The organism is Variovorax nivicola (genome assembly GCF_051216475.1).
Classification (GTDB): domain Bacteria; phylum Pseudomonadota; class Gammaproteobacteria; order Burkholderiales; family Burkholderiaceae_C; genus Variovorax.
Window position 1 is genome coordinate 693,598 of the sequence record NZ_JBPJZK010000003.1, and the last position, 15,658, is coordinate 709,255.

A 15,658-nucleotide genomic window follows, 5' to 3' on the forward strand; every position below is an offset into this window, starting at 1 on the left:
CACCACAAAAAGGAAACCCGATGATGAACGCCGAAGACATCCGAGACCGCTTCGCCGAACTGCGCGCCAAGGGCATGCGCCACAAGGACGCCGCCGCTGCCATGGGCCTGTCCGAAGGCGCGGCGGTGGCTGCGCACACCGGCACCCACGACAAGGCCCTGCGCGCCACGCGCCTGCACGGCCCGTGGGTCGAGCTGCTGCAGGCGCTGGAGCTGTGCGGCCCCGTGCTGGCGCTCACGCGCAACGAGACCACGGTGCACGAGAAGACCGGCGTCTATGAAAAGGTGTCGGGCAGCGACGCGATGGGGATCGCGCTGGGCGAAGCCATCGACCTGCGGCTGTTCTTCAGCCGCTGGCATGCGGGCTTCGCGGTGAGCGAGGCGGCGGCCAACCCGGGTGTGCCGCCTTCGCTGAGCCTGCAGTTCTTCAATCCCCAAGGCGTGGCCGTGCACAAGATCTTCGTGCGCGACGCCACCGACCGCGACGCGTTCCAGTCGGTCGTCGACAGCTTCACCGCGCCCGACGAACCGGTGGTGTTCCTCGCGCCCGAGGACAAGGCTGTACCGCGCGAAGACAGCACCATCGATACGCCAGGCCTCGCCGAGGCCTGGCGCGGCATGCAGGACACGCACGAGTTCTTCGGCCTGCTGAACAAGTTCGGCGTGGAGCGCCAGCAGAGCTTTCGTCTGACCGAAGGCGAGTTCACGCAGCGCGCCGAACTGAGCGCCATCAGCGGCCTGCTGAACGAAGCCGCGTTCGACGGCACCCCGATCATGGTGTTCGTGGGCAGCCCGGGTTGCATCCAGATCCACTCCGGCCCGGTGGTGCGCATCGAGCCGATGGAAATGAAGGGCCACGGCGAGAACGCAACGCCGATGCGCTGGCTCAACGTGCTCGACCCGGGCTTCAACCTGCACCTGCGCGAAGACCGCATCGCCAGCGTCTGGATCGTCGAGAAGCCGACCAGCGACGGCGTCGTGACATCGGTCGAAGCCTTCGACCAGCAGGGCGAGCTGATGGCGATGTTCTTCGGTGCGCGCAAGCCCGGCATGCCGGAGCGCGAGGAGTGGCGGCGCATCGTGCGCGAGCTGCCGCGTCTTCAATCCACGACCGAAACCCCATGACCGCCTCTCACGAAATGAACGCCCGCTTTCCGCTGCATCGCCGCGACGTGTTGCGCCTGTTCGGCGCCTCGTCGCTGGGCGCCGCCGCGTTGCCCCTGTTCGCGCAGGACGCGAAGCTGCCCAAGCTCGTGACCGTCAGCGGCGCGATCACCGAAGTCGTCTACCTGCTGGGCGCGGAAGCGCAACTCGTCGGCACCGACACCACCAGCCTGTACCCCGCTGCCGCGCGCGCCACGCCGAAGGTGGGCTACATGCGCCAGCTGTCGGCCGAGGGCCTGCTGTCGCTGAAGCCTGACGCGATCATTGCGACCAATGAATCGGGCCCCGCCGTGGTGCTCGACCAGGTGCGCAGCGCGGGCGTGAAGGTCGAGATCATCGAGGCCGACCACAGCTGGGGCGAGGTGCAGCGCAAGGTGCAGGCCGTTGGTCGCGCGGCCGCGCGCGAGGCGCAGGCGCGCGAGCTGCAGGCGAAGCTCGATGCTGAATGGAGTCAGGTGCAGCAGCGTGTGACTGCTACCTCGAAGGGGCGCAAGCCGCGCGTGCTGTTCGTGCTGTCGCACAGCGCCAGCCCGCAGGTTTCGGGCGAGAAGACCGCCGCGCATTCGGTGATCGGCCTTGCGGGCGGGGTCAACGCGCTCGGCGGCTTCCAGGGCTACAGGCCGATGACCGCCGAAGCCATGGCCAGCGCCGCGCCCGACATCATCCTCACCAGCACGCAAAGCATCGAAGCCCACGGTGGCATCGACAAGTTCTGGCAACGGCCCGAGCTTGCGCTCACGCCGGCGTTCAAGAAGCGCAGCCTGATCACGCAGGACGCCTTGCTGCTGCTGGGCTTCGGCCCGCGCATGCCGGTGGCTGTCTCCGACCTGCACGAGAAATTTCTCGCAGCCCTGGCATGAGCCAGCGCTTCACGGCACGGGCCGTGCTGGGCGGCAGCGCGCTGCTGCTCGTCGCAGCCTTCGTGGTGGGGGCCGTTTCGGGTGCGTATGCCATCAGCCTGTCGCAGCTCTGGGGCGTGCTGACCTCGCTGGGGCAGGGCGCCGACAAGTCGCCCGAGCACCTGGTGTTTCTCAACATCCGCCTGCCGCGCCTCGTGCTCGGCGTGGCGGCGGGCGCGGGGCTTGGCATGGCGGGCACGCTGATGCAGGGGCTGTTTCGCAACCCGCTGGCTGACCCGGGGCTGGTGGGCATCAGCAGCGGCGCGGCGCTGGCGGCGGGCGTCACGATCATCCTCGGCGCATGGCTGTGGCCCGTGCTGCCGCGCACGCTCGGCAGCTGGACGCTGGTGCTCATGGCGTTCGGCGGCGGGCTGTCGGTGACTCTGCTGATCTACGGCCTGTCGCGCAGCGAAGGCGGCACGCGCATGGCGCTGATGCTGCTGGCGGGCATCGCGGTCAACGCGCTGGCGGGCGCGGGGCTCGGTTTTCTCAGCGTGATGGCCACAGACGAGCAACTGCGCAGCCTGCAGTTCTGGCTGCTGGGCAGCCTGGGCGGGGCGCGCTGGAGCGCCGTGCTGCTGGTCGGCGCGGCGGTGCTGCTGTCATGCGTGGCGGCGCGGTCGCTGGCCGCGCCACTGAATGCCATTGCGCTGGGCGAGGCGCAAGCGGCGCTGCTCGGCGTGGACGTCGAACGCATCAAGCGGGCCGCCATCGTCGTCACGGCCGTGGCCGTGGGGGCTGTGACGGCGACGACCGGGATCATCGGCTTCATCGGTCTGATTGCGCCGCACTGGGTGCGCATGGTGGCGGGGCCCGATCACCGCGTGGTGTTGCCGGCCTCCGCCCTGCTGGGCGCTGCTCTGGTGCTGGCGGCCGACACCGTGGCACGCACGGTGATGGCGCCGGCCGAACTGCCGCTGGGCGTGCTCACGGCGTTCATCGGCGTGCCGATGTTCCTGTGGATGCTGCGGCACTTCAAGGGGCGCATATGACTGCGGCGGTGACATCACGCGATCCGATGGCGCTGTGCTGCGCCGGTGTGGAGGTCCGCGTCGGGGCGAAGACGTTGCTCGCCGGCGCTTCGGTTCACCTGGCGCCGGGCCGGGTGACAGCCATCCTCGGCCCCAATGGCGCCGGCAAGTCGACGCTGCTCTCGGTGCTGGCCGGCCAGCGTGCGCCGACGCGGGGCAGCGTGACGCTCGACGGTCGCCTGCTCGAAGACCACGGCATGCCGGCGCTGGCGCTGCGCCGGGCCCTGATGCCGCAGGAGAGCGCGGTTGCCTTCGACTTCACCGCGCAGGAGATCGTGGCGCTGGGCCGCTATCCGCATCGCCGATCGCCGGGCCGCGACGAGGACGCGATCATCGACGAGGCGATGGCGCTGACCGACGTGTCGGCGCTGGCGCCGCGCATCCTCAACACCCTGTCGGGCGGAGAGAAAGCGCGGGCCCACATGGCGCGGGCGCTTGCCCAACTGTGGCATCCGCGGCCCGACGGCGCGACCCGCTGGCTGCTGCTAGACGAGCCCACCGCGGCTCTGGACCTCGCGCACCAGCATTCGGCGATGCGCCTGCTGCGCGCCTGGGCCGCGCGCGGTGTGGGCGTGGTGGCCGTGCTGCACGACCTGAACCTGGCGCGGCGCTATGCCGACGAGGTGGTGGTGCTGGGCGGTGCTTCGGGCGGGCTGATGCAGGGGGCGGCGGCTGAAGTGCTGCAGCCGGGGCTGATCGAGGCGGTCTGGGGCACGCCGTGCCAGCCCGTGACGAGCGCGGACGGCACGGTCCAGTATCTTTTCGGGTAGCTCTTGTCGCTGATGTCGCTGCTTGCTATCCAAAAGATAGCAACCGACCTCAGTAGACCAGCCGCTCGGGCCGCAACTCCTGCAGGATCGTGGTCGCGATTTCCTCGATCGACTTGGTGGTCGTCGACAGCCAGCGGATGCCGGCGCGCCGCATCATCGCCTCGGCCTCGCTCACCTCGTGGCGGCAGTTCTCCAGGCTGGCGTAGCGCGAATTCGGTCGGCGCTCATTGCGGATTTCGCTGAGCCGCTCGGGCTGGATGGTCAGGCCGAAGATCTTCTTGCGATGCGGGATCAGGGCCGGCGGCAGCTGCCGGCGGTCGAAATCTTCCGGAATCAGCGGGTAGTTGGCGGCTTTCAGGCCGTGCTGCATCGCCAGGTAGAGCGAGGTCGGCGTCTTGCCGCTGCGGCTCACACCCACCAGGATCACGTCGGCGCCCTCGAGGTCGCGGTTGCTCTGGCCGTCGTCGTGCTGCAGGCTGAAGTCGATCGCGGCGATGCGGTCGTTGTATTCCTTGCTCTTGCTGACGTCGCTGAAGCGGCCGATGCGGTGGTTCGACTTCACTGCCAGCTCGATCTCGAGCGGCCGCACGAAGGTGCCGAACATGTCCAGCAGCATGCCCTTGCAGCCGGTTTCGATCACTTCCAGCACGTCCATGTTGGCCAGCGTGGTGAAGACGATGGGGCGCACGCCCTCGAGTTCGGCCGTGTGATTGATCTGCCGCACCGCCTGGTGCGCCTTGTCGACCGTGTCGGTAAAAGGTAGTCGAACATGGCGCGGTTTCATCTCGAACTGGGCGAGAACGGCGTTGCCAAAGGTCTCGGCAGTGATGCCCGTACCGTCGGAAATGAAGAAAACAGTGCGTGAGTGCATGGTCATGCGGCCTTGTCCTGCGGCGCGTGCAACCTTGCCACGCCTACAATCCGGGCCATTATCGGGAATCCGCTTCCCAACCCCCCATTCTTTCCATGCACACCGCGACCGCACCCAAAGCAACGACAACGATCGTGCCGCGCCGTCTGCATGCGGCACCGGTTTCAACTTCTGGAGCTTCCCCATGTCTGCACTTTTCGACGCGACCGCCCTGGTCGTACCGTTTGAAAACCTGAGAATGACCGACGTCGAGGCGGTTGGCGGCAAGAACGCCAGCCTCGGCGAAATGATCTCGCAGCTGCCGCAAGGCGTGCGGGTGCCCACCGGTTTCGCGACCACGGCGCACGCATTCCGCCAGTTCCTGGCCCACGACGGCCTGGCCGACAAGATCAGCAAGCGGCTCGCCGCGCTGGACACCGAGGACGTGCGCGCACTGGCCACCGCCGGCGCCGAGATCCGCGCCATGGTCGAAGCCCAGCCGTTTCCCGCCGACCTGCAGAAAGCCATCGGCGAGGCCTTTGCCACGCTGAGCGCCGGCAACCCGGCTGCCTCGTTCGCCGTGCGCTCGTCGGCCACCGCCGAAGACCTGCCCGACGCCTCCTTCGCGGGCCAGCAGGAAACCTTCCTGAACGTGGTCGGCATCGACGACGTGCTGCACAAGATGAAGGAGGTGTTCGCCTCCCTCTACAACGACCGCGCCATCAGCTACCGCGTGCACAAGGGCTTCGAGCACGACGTGGTCGCGCTGTCGGCCGGTGTGCAGCGCATGGTGCGCTCCGACCTCGGCGCTGCTGGCGTGATGTTCACCATCGACACTGAATCGGGCTTCGACCAGGTGGTGTTCATCACATCGAGCTACGGTTTGGGCGAAACGGTGGTGCAGGGCGCCGTGAACCCCGACGAGTTCTACGTGCACAAGCCGACGCTGCGCGCCGGCAAGCGCGCGGTGATCCGCCGCAACCTCGGCTCCAAGCTGATCCAGATGGAGTTCGCCACGCCCGAAGAGAAAAAGGCGACCGGCAAGTTGGTGAAGACCACCGACGTCAAGGCCGAGCAGCGCAACCGCTACTCGCTGAGCGACGCCGATGTCGAGCAGCTCGCCAAGTACGCGCTGGTCATCGAAGAGCACTATGGCCGCCCCATGGACATCGAGTGGGGCAAGGACGGCACCGACGGCCAGCTGTACATCCTGCAGGCGCGTCCCGAGACGGTGAAGAGCCAGCAGCAGGGCAAGGCCGAGCAGCGCTACAAGCTGCTGGGCAAGGGCGCCGTGCTGGCCGAAGGCCGTGCCATCGGCCAGAAGATCGGCACCGGCCCCGTGCGGCTGGTGCACAACATCAGCGAGATGGACAAGGTGCAGGCCGGCGACGTGCTCGTCACCGACATGACCGACCCCAACTGGGAGCCGGTGATGAAGCGCGCTGCCGCCATCGTCACCAACCGTGGCGGGCGCACCTGCCACGCGGCCATCATCGCGCGTGAACTGGGCATTCCGGCCGTGGTCGGTTGCGGCGACGCCACCGACCTGCTGAAAGACGGCACGCTGGTCACGGTGAGCTGCGCCGAGGGCGACACCGGCTTCATCTACGACGGCCTGCTCGAAACCGAAGTGACCGAAGTGCAGCGCGGCGTGATGCCCGAGATCGACATCCAGCTGATGATGAACGTGGGCAACCCCCAGCTCGCCTTCGACTTCGCGCAGCTGCCGAACCACGGCGTGGGCCTCGCGCGGCTCGAGTTCATCATCAACAACAACATCGGCGTGCACCCGAAGGCGATCCTCGACTACCCGAACGTCGACAACGACCTGAAGAAGGCTGTCGAGTCGGTGGCCCGCGGCCACGCCTCGCCGCGTGCCTTCTACGTCGACAAGGTGGCCGAAGGCATCGCGACCATCGCGGCCGCCTTCTGGCCCAAGAAGGTCATCGTGCGCCTCTCGGACTTCAAGTCGAACGAGTACCGCAAGCTGATCGGCGGCAGCCGCTACGAGCCGGAAGAAGAAAACCCGATGCTGGGCTTCCGTGGCGCCGCGCGCTACCTGAGCGCCGATTTCGGCGAAGCCTTTGCCATGGAGTGCGAAGCGCTGAAGCGCGTGCGCAACGACATGGGCCTGACCAACGTGCAGATCATGGTGCCCTTCGTGCGCACCCTGGGCCAGGCCGAGCGCGTGACCACGCTGCTGGGTGAGCATGGGCTGAAGCGCGGCGAGAACGACCTCAAGCTGATCATGATGTGCGAGGTGCCGAGCAACGCCATCCTGCCCGAGGAGTTCCTGAAGTTCTTCGACGGCTTCTCGATCGGCTCGAACGACCTGACCCAACTCACGCTGGGCCTGGACCGCGACTCGGGCCTCGAGCTGCTGGCCGCCGACTTCGACGAGCGCGACCCGGCCATCAAGGCGCTGCTGAGCCGCGTCATCAAGGCCTGCAAGGCCGAGGGCAAGTACGTCGGCATCTGCGGCCAGGGCCCCAGCGACCACCCGGACTTCGCGCTGTGGCTGGCGGAGGAGGGGATCGAATCGATCTCGCTGAACCCCGACAGCGTGATCGACACCTGGCAGCAGCTCGCCAAGCGCTGAAGCCCGGACTGCGGAAATCCCCATGGGGGGATTCCCGCGGCAGTGGGGTGTTATTGAAACGAATTGCGTAATTGATGCCAGACTTGTGAGATTCACGGGCGCATCCCGGAAGGGAAGACCACCATGATTCTTGTCAAGACGCAAACAGGCCATCAGGTTCTCAAGGACCGCTCGGTCCCCCTGTCGCCGCGTCAGCGCTCGGCCTTCATCCTGTTCGATGGCAAGCGCTCGGTCGATGAGGTGCTGGCCAACGGCATGGGCATTGCCCGCGAAGACATCGACCAGATGGTGACGCTGGGGCTGCTCGAACCGGCGGAGGGCAGTGCAGCACCGCCGGCCGCTGGAGGCGCATCCGCCGAGGCAGTGGCGAAACCGGTCGCGCCGGCCGCACCCGCTGCTCCCGCTGTGGGCTCCTCCGGGCGCAGCAAGCAGCAGCGCTACAAGGACGCCTATCCCATCGCCACCCAACTCACCGGCAGCCTTGGCCTGATGGGCTTCCGGCTCAACCTGCAGGTCGAGGGCACGACGAGCTACGAAGACCTTCTGGCGCTGGCGCCCAAGATCCGGGCGGCGGTGGGCCCGGAAAAGGCCTCCGCCCTGGACAAGGCCCTCAACGACTGAGGCAGCTTGCCGAAGTGCGCGCTACAGGGCTATAATCGCCGGCTTTGCCTTGCCACACTGCGCCCGACGCTGCAGGTGGCTTTTCCTCTTCTTCGGAAGAATCCACAAGGAGTGCCATGCGTCACTACGAAATCATTTTGCTGATCCACCCGGATCAGAGCGAACAAGTTCCGGCCATGCTGGAGCGCTACAAGGGCCTGATCACGGCCGGCGGCGGCAAGATCCACCGCGTTGAAGACTGGGGCCGCCGTCAGCTGGCTTACCAGATCAACAAGCTCAACAAGGCCCACTATCTGTGCGTCAACATCGAAGCTGAGCAAACCGTGATGGGCGAACTCGAACACGCGTTCAAGTTCAACGACGCCGTGCTGCGCCACCTGACCGTTCAGAAGAAGAAGGCCGAAACCGGTCCTTCGTCGATGATGAAGACGGTCGAGCGCGAAGAGGCTCGCAAGGCCCAGCAGGCCGAATACGCCGCCAACAACAACTGATGGCGTGACTGCTGCCGCTGCGGCAACCGGGGTCAACCAGCTTCTGCTGACCGCCTCCGTTGCCGAACTCGGAGCATTGCGATTCACGCCAGCCGGCTTGCCCGCCATTGACCTGAAGCTCGAACACGAGTCGACGCTCCAGGAGGCAGGTAAACCCAGGCAGGTGAAGACGGCCCTCAAGGCCGTTGCCTTCGGCGCTATCGCCGAACGGCTCGCAAAGCAGTCGATGGGAAGTCTCTGGCGTTTTCAGGGTTTTCTCGCGACACCGGGCAACGGCAAGCATCCGGTCCTGCACATCCAGGATTTTCAGCAAGATTAATTTTCGACAAGAGGTCCCCAAATGGCCACGTTCAAGAAATTCAACAAAGACAAGCGCCCGAAGCGCAACACCCAGTCGCTGCTGTTCAAGCGCAAGCGCTTCTGCCGCTTCACCGTCGCTGGCGTCGAGGAAATCGACTACAAGGACATCGACACGCTGCGTGACTTCATCAGCGAAAACGGCAAGATCATCCCCGCCCGCCTGACCGGCACGCGCGCGATCTACCAACGTCAGCTGAACACCGCCATCAAGCGCGCGCGCTTCCTGGCCATGGTGCCGTACAGCGACCAGCACCGCGTCTAAGGAGTCGACACCATGCAAATCATTCTTCTGGACAAGGTTGTCAACGTCGGCGCCTTGGGCGACATCGTCAAGGTCAAGGACGGCTACGCACGCAACTTCCTGATCCCGACGGGCCGCGCCCGCCGCGCCACCGCCGCCAACAAGGCCGAATTCGAAGCCAAGCGCGCCGAACTCGAAAAGGCTGCGGCCGCCAAGCTGGCCGAATCGCAAGCTCAAGGCGAAAAGCTCGGTGGCACGACCATCAAGCTGACGCAAAAGGCTGGCGTCGACGGCCGTCTGTTCGGCTCGGTCACCAACGGCGACATCGCCGAAGAACTGGGCAAGCAAGGCTACAAGGTTGCCAAGTCGCAAGTGCGCCTGCCCAACGGCCCGATCAAGGTTGTTGGCGACAGCACCGTGAGCGTGGCCCTGCACACCGACGTCGTGGTCGACATCACCGTGACGGTGTACGGCGAAACCGCCTGATCTGATCGTCCACAGCGCCTGTGCGCTGCAGCAAAAGCCGCCTTCGGGCGGCTTTTCTTTTTCTGCGCCCGAGTTTTCCAGCCGACTGCACTGGAAGATCACCGTTTATTCACAACCTTGTCCACACGCGCATCGGCGCGCGCGGCTTAGCATGCAGGGTTGCAAGGGAAGTCCATGTCCGCCGTTTTCTCCTATGCCGACAATGATCCGTCGGCCGATCGCCAGGTTGCCCAACTGCGCATTCCGCCTCATTCCATCGAGGCCGAATCCAGCGTGCTCGGCGGCCTGCTGCTCGACAACGGTGCCTGGGACCGCATGGGCGACCTGCTGGTCGACGGCGACTTCTACCGCCACGAACACAAGCTGATCTATGCCGCCATCGGCGGGCTGATCAACGCCAGCAAGCCGGCCGACGTGATCACCGTCTTCGAGCGGTTGCAGAACCTCGGCAAGGCCGACGAGATTGGCGGGCTGGTGTACCTGAACTCGCTCGCGCAGTACGTGCCCAGCGCGAGCAACATCCGGCGCTACGCCGAGATCGTGCGCGAGCGCTCGATCCTGCGCAAACTGGTTTCCGCCAGCGACGAGATCGCGACCAATGCGTTCAATCCGCAGGGCAAGGCGGTCGACAAGATCCTGGACGAAGCCGAGCAGAAGATCTTCAACATCGGCGAAGAAGGCACGCGGATGAAGCAGGGCTTCCAGAGCATGGATGCCCTGGTGGTCGAACTGCTCGACCGCGTGACGGAGATGGCCGAGAACCCGAACGACATCACGGGCGTGCGCACCGGCTTCAACGACTTCGACAAGATGACCTCGGGCTTGCAGCCGGGCGACATGATCGTGCTGGCTGCGCGTCCCTCGATGGGGAAGACCTCGCTCGCGATCAACATCGCCGAGCATGTGGCGCTCGAAGAAGGGCTGCCGGTGGCGGTGTTCTCGATGGAAATGGGCGCCGCGCAGTTGGCGGTGCGTATCGTGGGCTCCATCGGCCGCATCGACCAGGGCCACCTGCGCACCGGCAAGCTCAGCGACGAAGAGTGGCCGCGCCTGACCGAAGCCATCGAGAAGCTGCGCACTGTGTCGCTGCACATCGACGAAACGCCGGGCCTCTCGACCAGCGAACTGCGCGCCAACGCGCGCCGCCTCGCGCGCCAGTACGGGCGCCTGGGCCTGATCGTGGTCGACTACCTGCAACTGATGTCGACCAGCACTTCGGGCGACGAGAACCGCGCCACCGCCGTGGGTGAAATCTCGCGCGGCCTGAAGATGCTGGCCAAGGAACTGAAGTGCCCGGTGATCGCGCTGTCGCAGCTCAGCCGCGGCGTGGAAAGCCGCACCGACAAGCGCCCCATGATGAGCGACTTGCGCGAATCCGGCGCCATCGAGCAGGACGCGGACATCATCATGTTCATCTACCGCGACGACTACTACAACAAGGAGTCGAAGGAGCCGGGCGTGGCCGAGGTGATCATCAGCAAGCACCGGAACGGCCCGACCGGCACCATCAAGCTGGCCTTCCTGAAGCCGATCACCAAGTTCGAGAACCTGGTGGGCTACAGCCACAACGACGAGTACTGAGCTGACGCGGAAGGTCGTCAGCTGGCGCCGTTGCCGGACCAGGGCGGCGAGGCCGGCGGCTCCTGGGGCACCACCTTGCCCTGCGCCGTCTTGGCCTTCATCTGCCGCAGCATGTCGGCCAGCGTCTTACCCGGCTCGTCGCGAAAGCGCTCGGGCAGTACCTCGATCGTGTCCATGCGATCCAGACGAAACCCCCGGAAGTCGTTCCGCAGTTCGCACCAGGTCGAGAGCGTCCAGACCTTGCCCCAATAGAAACAGCCGAGCGGCCGTACCGTGCGCTCACTGGCGTCGCCCGACACGTCGTGGTACTGCAGCAGCAGCTTGTTGTGCGACTGCACCGCTTCGCGCAGCGTCTGCAACCGCGCGCGCAGGGTTTCATCCAGGCCCATCGCCGGTGCGTAGAGCGCCAGTGCCTCGGCCGAAACGCGCGCCGCCGATGGCAGCACTGACAGGATCTTGCCCAGCCCGATCTCGATGTCGCGCGCCAGCGCTGGATCAACCCAACTCTGCGCGAGCCGCGCCGCAGCCACCAGCGCCGAGGCTTCGTCCTGCGTGAACATCAGCGGCGGCAGCTCGAAGCCTGCGCCCAGACGGTAGCCCACACCTGCTTCGCCCTCGATGGGCACGCCTTGGTGCTGAAGGTCGGCCACGTCGCGGTACACCGTACGCTCCGACACCTCGAGGCGCTGCGCCAGGAATGCGGCCGTGGTCAGCCGACGTCCGCGAATGAGCTGCACGAGTTGGAACAGGCGGTCTGCGCGGCGCATCAGCGTGTTCCGGTGAGCTTCTTCGCGAAGTCTTCGACGAAGTAGCGCTTGCCGCGCTGCACGACCGTGTGGCCCTCGGCTTCGAGCTTCGACATCTGCGCCTCGATGCCGCCGGGGTACTTGGCATTGAGCTCGCCGCCAGTCTTGAGGGTGCGCCAGTAGGGTGTCTGGTCTTCCGCCTTCGCTGCCTCCTCGGTCGCATGCGCGACCATGTGGGCAAAGATCGCCGTGGTCACCGTGCAGCCAATGGTCGCCTCGTGGCGCAGCGCGATGTCCTCGCCAATGCCCATTACCGTTGCGAGCCGGCCTTCCGGAATGCTGCGCATCGCGGCTTCCACTTCCTGCGGCGACGGCGTGGCGATGGTCCCTTCGCCGCGCCGGGGGCGCATGGCGGCGGGAATCTCCTTGACGTTCGGCAGGTGAGGGTAGCTGGCCAGCCGGTCGCGCCAGCTCTTCTTGGGGCTCATGAAACTCCGATGTGGATCGCCACCTTGTCCGGCCCTTCGTAGGCTTCGAAATCGCTGCGGTAGCGGCGCGCGACTTCCGGGTGCGCTTCGAAATACTGCCAGATGCGCTGCCATGTGGCGATGACCATCTGCGGCATTTCTCCCTGGCCGGTGAACACGAGGTAGTCGCCGGCCTCGACGGCGCGGCAGCCTTCGCCGCCCGAGACGGCGACGCCCGCCGTCACGTCGAAGGCGCCGTGGGCGTCGGATTCGTAGGCCGAGTAGATGCTGAAGATGCGGACGTCGCCGGTGCGATCCGGCGTCGATGCGTAAGTCTCTTCGCCGAAGAAGCGGCCCCACAGCTTGCCGATGCGGGCTGTTGCGGGTTCGTTCTCCTCGCGGTTGGTGGTGCGGATGGTGAGGCCTGCGACGTGAAAGGCATCCTGGTGTTGGCGGGTAGGTTCCATAGGGGGCTTCTCCTCAAAGCGACAGTGTTTTCAGATCGGCCTTCATGGCCTGGGCGATCAGCTTCATGTCGGCGTCGGTGACGTCGAACATGCCGAAACGAAACTTGTAGCCCCATTGCTTGGGGTTCTCGATAAAGGCCAGGCGTTCGATCAGTGGTGCGATCGGCGCCTCGTGCCCGGCTGCATAGGTCACGTCGCGCCGCCACGGCACGAAGCCGTTGCCCATGTCGAACTCATACGGCTCGCCGGGTTGCACGACGCCGATCGACACGAAGCTCTGCAGCCTGTCCGTGCCACCGAACACCGTGGACGGCGAATAGTAGGCGACGCGGTCGCCTGCCGCGAGCCGCTTGAGCGGCGAATGCTTGCCGTGGCCGACCTGCATGAAGCCGAGCGGTCGGTGGTCGCGGCCGAGCCGCGCGTGCTCGGCGCTGGCCACGGCGATCCAGTTGCGTTGCGTCATGACGGGATTACTCCAGCGAGTGCAGGCCGACTTCGTTGCCTTCGGTGTCGCGCAAGTGGGCGATGAAGCCCATGCCGGGCGGCAGCGCGGACTTGGGCACCACGATCTGCCCGCCAGCGGCCTCGACCCGCGCGAGCACCGCGTCGATGCTGGGCATGCAGTCGAGGTAGATGCGAATGCCCGTGCCGGCGCGCGCACTGGCGTTGGCGCCAGCCTGCAGGGCGCCGCCCGTGGCGGGATCGTCGTAGGGGAACACGGCCAGCGTCTCGCCGCCGAAGTTCTCGCGGCGCAGCTTGCGGGCCAGCACGGCTTCGTAGAAGGTCTGGGCGCGGTCCATGTCGGCGACCGGGATCTCGAACCAGCTGATGGCGTTCTGCTTTTGCATTTTTGAGCTCTCTCTCGTATCGGTTGAAGGAGCCTTGATGGTGCGAGCCGCCTACTGACAACGTCTTGTCAGTAGCCTGTCATGGTGGGCGAAAAAAAGCCCGCGATGCTCCGGGGAGCATGCGCGGGCTTGTGTCGGCTTGTGCCGCTGGTTTTAGAGCACGTCGCTTGCGAAATCCGCCAGCCGCGAGCGTTCGCCGCGCGCCAGCGTGATGTGCCCGCCGTGCGGCCAGCCCTTGAACTTGTCGACCGCGAAGGTCAGGCCCGAGGAGCCTTCCGTCAGGTACGGCGTGTCGATCTGCGCGAGGTTCCCCATGCAGATGATCTTCGTGCCGGGGCCGGCGCGGGTGATCAGCGTCTTCATCTGCTTGGGCGTGAGGTTCTGCGCCTCGTCGATGATCACGTACTTGTTGAGGAAGGTGCGTCCGCGCATGAAGTTCATGCTCTTGACCTTGATGCGACTGCGGATCAGCTCGTTGGTGGCCGCGCGGCCCCACTCGCCGGCGCCGCCGCCGTCGCCCTTGGCCAGGAACTCGAGGTTGTCGTCGAGCGCGCCCATCCAGGGGCCCATCTTTTCCTCTTCCGTGCCGGGCAGGAAGCCGATGTCTTCACCGACGCTCACGGTGGCGCGGGTCATGATGATCTCGGTGTAGCGGCGGTCGTCGAGCACCTGCGTGAGGCCCGAGGCCAGCGCCATCAGCGTCTTGCCGGTGCCGGCGGTGCCGGTCAGCGTGACGAAGTCGATCTCCGGATCCATCAGCAGATTCATCGCGAAGTTCTGCTCGCGGTTGCGCGTGTTCACGCCCCAGACCGCGTTCTTGCCCGAGCTGTAGTCCTTGAGCGTCTTGAGCACCGCGGTCTTGTCGCGGATTTCGGTGACGCGGGCGTACATGCTCGGCTCGCCGGGCGCCTCGAAGTACACGAACTGATTGATGTACAGGTTGGGCACCAGCGGACCGCTGATCCGGTAGAAGGTATTGCTGCCGCTCTGCCAGCTTTCGATCGTCTTGCTCTGGCGGGTCCAGAAGTCGGGCGGCAGTGCGAGCGAACCGGCGTAGAGCAGGTCGCCGTCTTCCAGTGTCTTGTCGTTCTGGTAGTCGTCGGCGGCCAGGCCCAGCGCGCGCGCCTTGACGCGCATGTTGATGTCTTTCGACACCAGCACCACTTCCTGCTTCGGCTTGCCCGGGCGGTCCTTGGCGTACTCGTCGCGCAGAGCGTGCACCACACCGAGGATCTGGTTGTCGGCCTTGCCCTGGGGAAGGCTGATCGGCAGCGAGTAGTCGAGCGGGGCGGTCTGGAAGAACAGCCGGCCGCCAGCTTCGCGGTGGCCGGTGGTGTCGAGCTTCAGGCCCTTGTCGATGTCGGCGTCCTGGGCACCGGCCAGGGCATCGAGCGTGCGGCTGGTCTGGCGACCGTTGCGCGCGACTTCGGTGGTACCTTTCTTGTGGCCGTCGAGCTCTTCCAGCACGATCATCGGCAGGAAGATGTCGTGCTCCTCGAAGCGGAACAGGCACATGGGGTCGTGCAGCAGCACGTTCGTGTCGAGCACGAACAGCTTGGCCGGACCGGTGGACTTGTTGCGTTTGGGGCGCGTCGGCGCTTGCGGCGCAGGGGCGGGAGCTGGTGCGACTTCGATGACCGGCGCCTTCCTCGTCTCGACCTGCACCAGGGCCTCCGGTTGCGGTGCGCTCACGGGCGCGGGGGCCGGTGCGGGTTTGGATCTGGCCCGACGCGTCGGGCGCACGGTGGTGCCGCCGGCGCCTTCAGTGCCGAGGCTGTCGAACAACTCCAGCGGCTGCGGGCTGTGCACCGTGGCTTCGTCAGCGCGCGAATCGCCGGAACGGCGCGAGCCCCTGTGCGAGGACCGGGCAGGCGCATCGAGTGCGTCCGGCGAGAGCAATGCAGCGCGTTTCGTGGGGGCGGGGGGCAGTGGCATGTGTCAGATCGCTCGCAGAAAGTGGGAACCAGAAAACGAAAAAGCCGCCTGAAGACCAAGGCGGCTTTGTTCGGGGGATGCGGTCGTGGAGCTCAACGGCATG

General features: G+C 66.1%; 18 protein-coding genes. 11 read left to right on the top strand and 7 right to left on the bottom strand.

Going from position 1 to position 15,658, the window contains the following annotated elements:
- The first annotated feature begins 23 nt into the window (after positions 1-23).
- Genes ACSFBF_RS15935 through ACSFBF_RS15950 form a run of 4 tightly spaced genes read left to right on the top strand, consistent with a single transcriptional unit; the run spans position 24 to position 3,863 of the window.
- Positions 24-1,124, top strand: coding sequence for a hemin-degrading factor (locus ACSFBF_RS15935; RefSeq protein WP_435468804.1), 1,101 nt, complete (start codon positions 24-26; stop codon positions 1,122-1,124).
- Positions 1,121-2,023 carry a heme/hemin ABC transporter substrate-binding protein gene (locus ACSFBF_RS15940; protein WP_435468525.1) on the top strand — a complete coding sequence of 301 codons (903 nt, stop codon included), beginning with the start codon at positions 1,121-1,123 and terminating at the stop codon, positions 2,021-2,023. The genes ACSFBF_RS15935 and ACSFBF_RS15940 overlap by 4 nt, the downstream gene beginning before the upstream one ends.
- Positions 2,020-3,054 carry a FecCD family ABC transporter permease gene (locus tag ACSFBF_RS15945; protein WP_435468527.1) on the top strand — a complete coding sequence of 345 codons (1,035 nt, stop codon included), beginning with the start codon at positions 2,020-2,022 and terminating at the stop codon, positions 3,052-3,054. The genes ACSFBF_RS15940 and ACSFBF_RS15945 overlap by 4 nt, the downstream gene beginning before the upstream one ends.
- Before the next feature lie 26 nt (positions 3,055-3,080).
- Positions 3,081-3,863, top strand: coding sequence for a heme ABC transporter ATP-binding protein (locus ACSFBF_RS15950; protein WP_435468806.1), 783 nt, complete (start codon positions 3,081-3,083; stop codon positions 3,861-3,863).
- A gap of 49 nt (positions 3,864-3,912) precedes the next feature.
- On the opposite strand, the gene ppsR is transcribed toward ACSFBF_RS15950, so the two are convergent.
- Positions 3,913-4,734, bottom strand: a complete 822-nt coding sequence (ppsR, locus tag ACSFBF_RS15955) for a posphoenolpyruvate synthetase regulatory kinase/phosphorylase PpsR (RefSeq protein ID WP_435468809.1) — start codon at positions 4,732-4,734, stop codon at positions 3,913-3,915.
- 184 nt (positions 4,735-4,918) lie between these two features.
- Between ppsR and ppsA the strand changes: the two genes are divergently transcribed.
- The 7 genes from ppsA (at position 4,919) to dnaB (ending at position 11,092) form a co-directional block, all read left to right on the top strand.
- Positions 4,919-7,312: a phosphoenolpyruvate synthase gene (ppsA, locus tag ACSFBF_RS15960; RefSeq protein WP_435468529.1), complete on the top strand. Its 2,394-nt coding sequence runs from the start codon at positions 4,919-4,921 to the stop codon at positions 7,310-7,312.
- A 123-nt stretch (positions 7,313-7,435) separates the two neighbouring features.
- Positions 7,436-7,933, top strand: coding sequence for a hypothetical protein (locus ACSFBF_RS15965; RefSeq protein ID WP_435468531.1), 498 nt, complete (start codon positions 7,436-7,438; stop codon positions 7,931-7,933).
- A gap of 116 nt (positions 7,934-8,049) precedes the next feature.
- Positions 8,050-8,424, top strand: coding sequence for a 30S ribosomal protein S6 (rpsF, locus tag ACSFBF_RS15970; protein ID WP_093051100.1), 375 nt, complete (start codon positions 8,050-8,052; stop codon positions 8,422-8,424).
- A 4-nt stretch (positions 8,425-8,428) separates the two neighbouring features.
- Entirely contained in the window at positions 8,429-8,743 is a 315-nt protein-coding gene (priB, locus tag ACSFBF_RS15975) for a primosomal replication protein N (RefSeq protein ID WP_093051097.1), read from the top strand.
- A gap of 21 nt (positions 8,744-8,764) precedes the next feature.
- A complete protein-coding gene (gene rpsR / locus ACSFBF_RS15980) occupies positions 8,765-9,046 on the top strand; it encodes a 30S ribosomal protein S18 (protein ID WP_007830781.1) in 282 nt (93 codons plus the stop codon).
- 12 nt (positions 9,047-9,058) lie between these two features.
- Entirely contained in the window at positions 9,059-9,511 is a 453-nt protein-coding gene (rplI, locus tag ACSFBF_RS15985; protein WP_258353962.1) for a 50S ribosomal protein L9, read from the top strand.
- A gap of 174 nt (positions 9,512-9,685) precedes the next feature.
- The gene (gene dnaB, locus ACSFBF_RS15990) at positions 9,686-11,092 is read left to right on the top strand and encodes a replicative DNA helicase (protein ID WP_435468535.1); all 1,407 of its coding nucleotides are present in this window, start codon (positions 9,686-9,688) and stop codon (positions 11,090-11,092) included.
- A 17-nt stretch (positions 11,093-11,109) separates the two neighbouring features.
- Here dnaB and ACSFBF_RS15995 read toward each other — a convergent pair whose 3' ends face one another.
- From ACSFBF_RS15995 to ACSFBF_RS16020, 6 genes are all read right to left on the bottom strand, one after another.
- On the bottom strand, positions 11,110-11,859 hold the full coding sequence (locus ACSFBF_RS15995) for a helix-turn-helix transcriptional regulator (protein ID WP_435468537.1): 750 nt from the start codon (positions 11,857-11,859) through the stop codon (positions 11,110-11,112).
- Complete coding sequence (locus ACSFBF_RS16000) at positions 11,859-12,326, bottom strand: MGMT family protein (RefSeq protein ID WP_435468539.1); 468 nt, start codon at positions 12,324-12,326, stop codon at positions 11,859-11,861. Before ACSFBF_RS16000 ends, ACSFBF_RS15995 begins: the two co-directional genes overlap by 1 nt.
- Complete coding sequence (locus ACSFBF_RS16005; protein ID WP_435468541.1) at positions 12,323-12,772, bottom strand: GyrI-like domain-containing protein; 450 nt, start codon at positions 12,770-12,772, stop codon at positions 12,323-12,325. Before ACSFBF_RS16005 ends, ACSFBF_RS16000 begins: the two co-directional genes overlap by 4 nt.
- Before the next feature lie 13 nt (positions 12,773-12,785).
- Positions 12,786-13,235, bottom strand: a complete 450-nt coding sequence (locus ACSFBF_RS16010) for an EVE domain-containing protein (RefSeq protein WP_435468543.1) — start codon at positions 13,233-13,235, stop codon at positions 12,786-12,788.
- Positions 13,236-13,242: 7 nt separating this feature from the next.
- Positions 13,243-13,620, bottom strand: coding sequence for a VOC family protein (locus ACSFBF_RS16015; protein WP_435468545.1), 378 nt, complete (start codon positions 13,618-13,620; stop codon positions 13,243-13,245).
- Between the two features lie 153 nt (positions 13,621-13,773).
- Entirely contained in the window at positions 13,774-15,555 is a 1,782-nt protein-coding gene (locus ACSFBF_RS16020) for a PhoH family protein (protein ID WP_435468547.1), read from the bottom strand.
- Positions 15,556-15,658 lie beyond the last annotated feature (103 nt).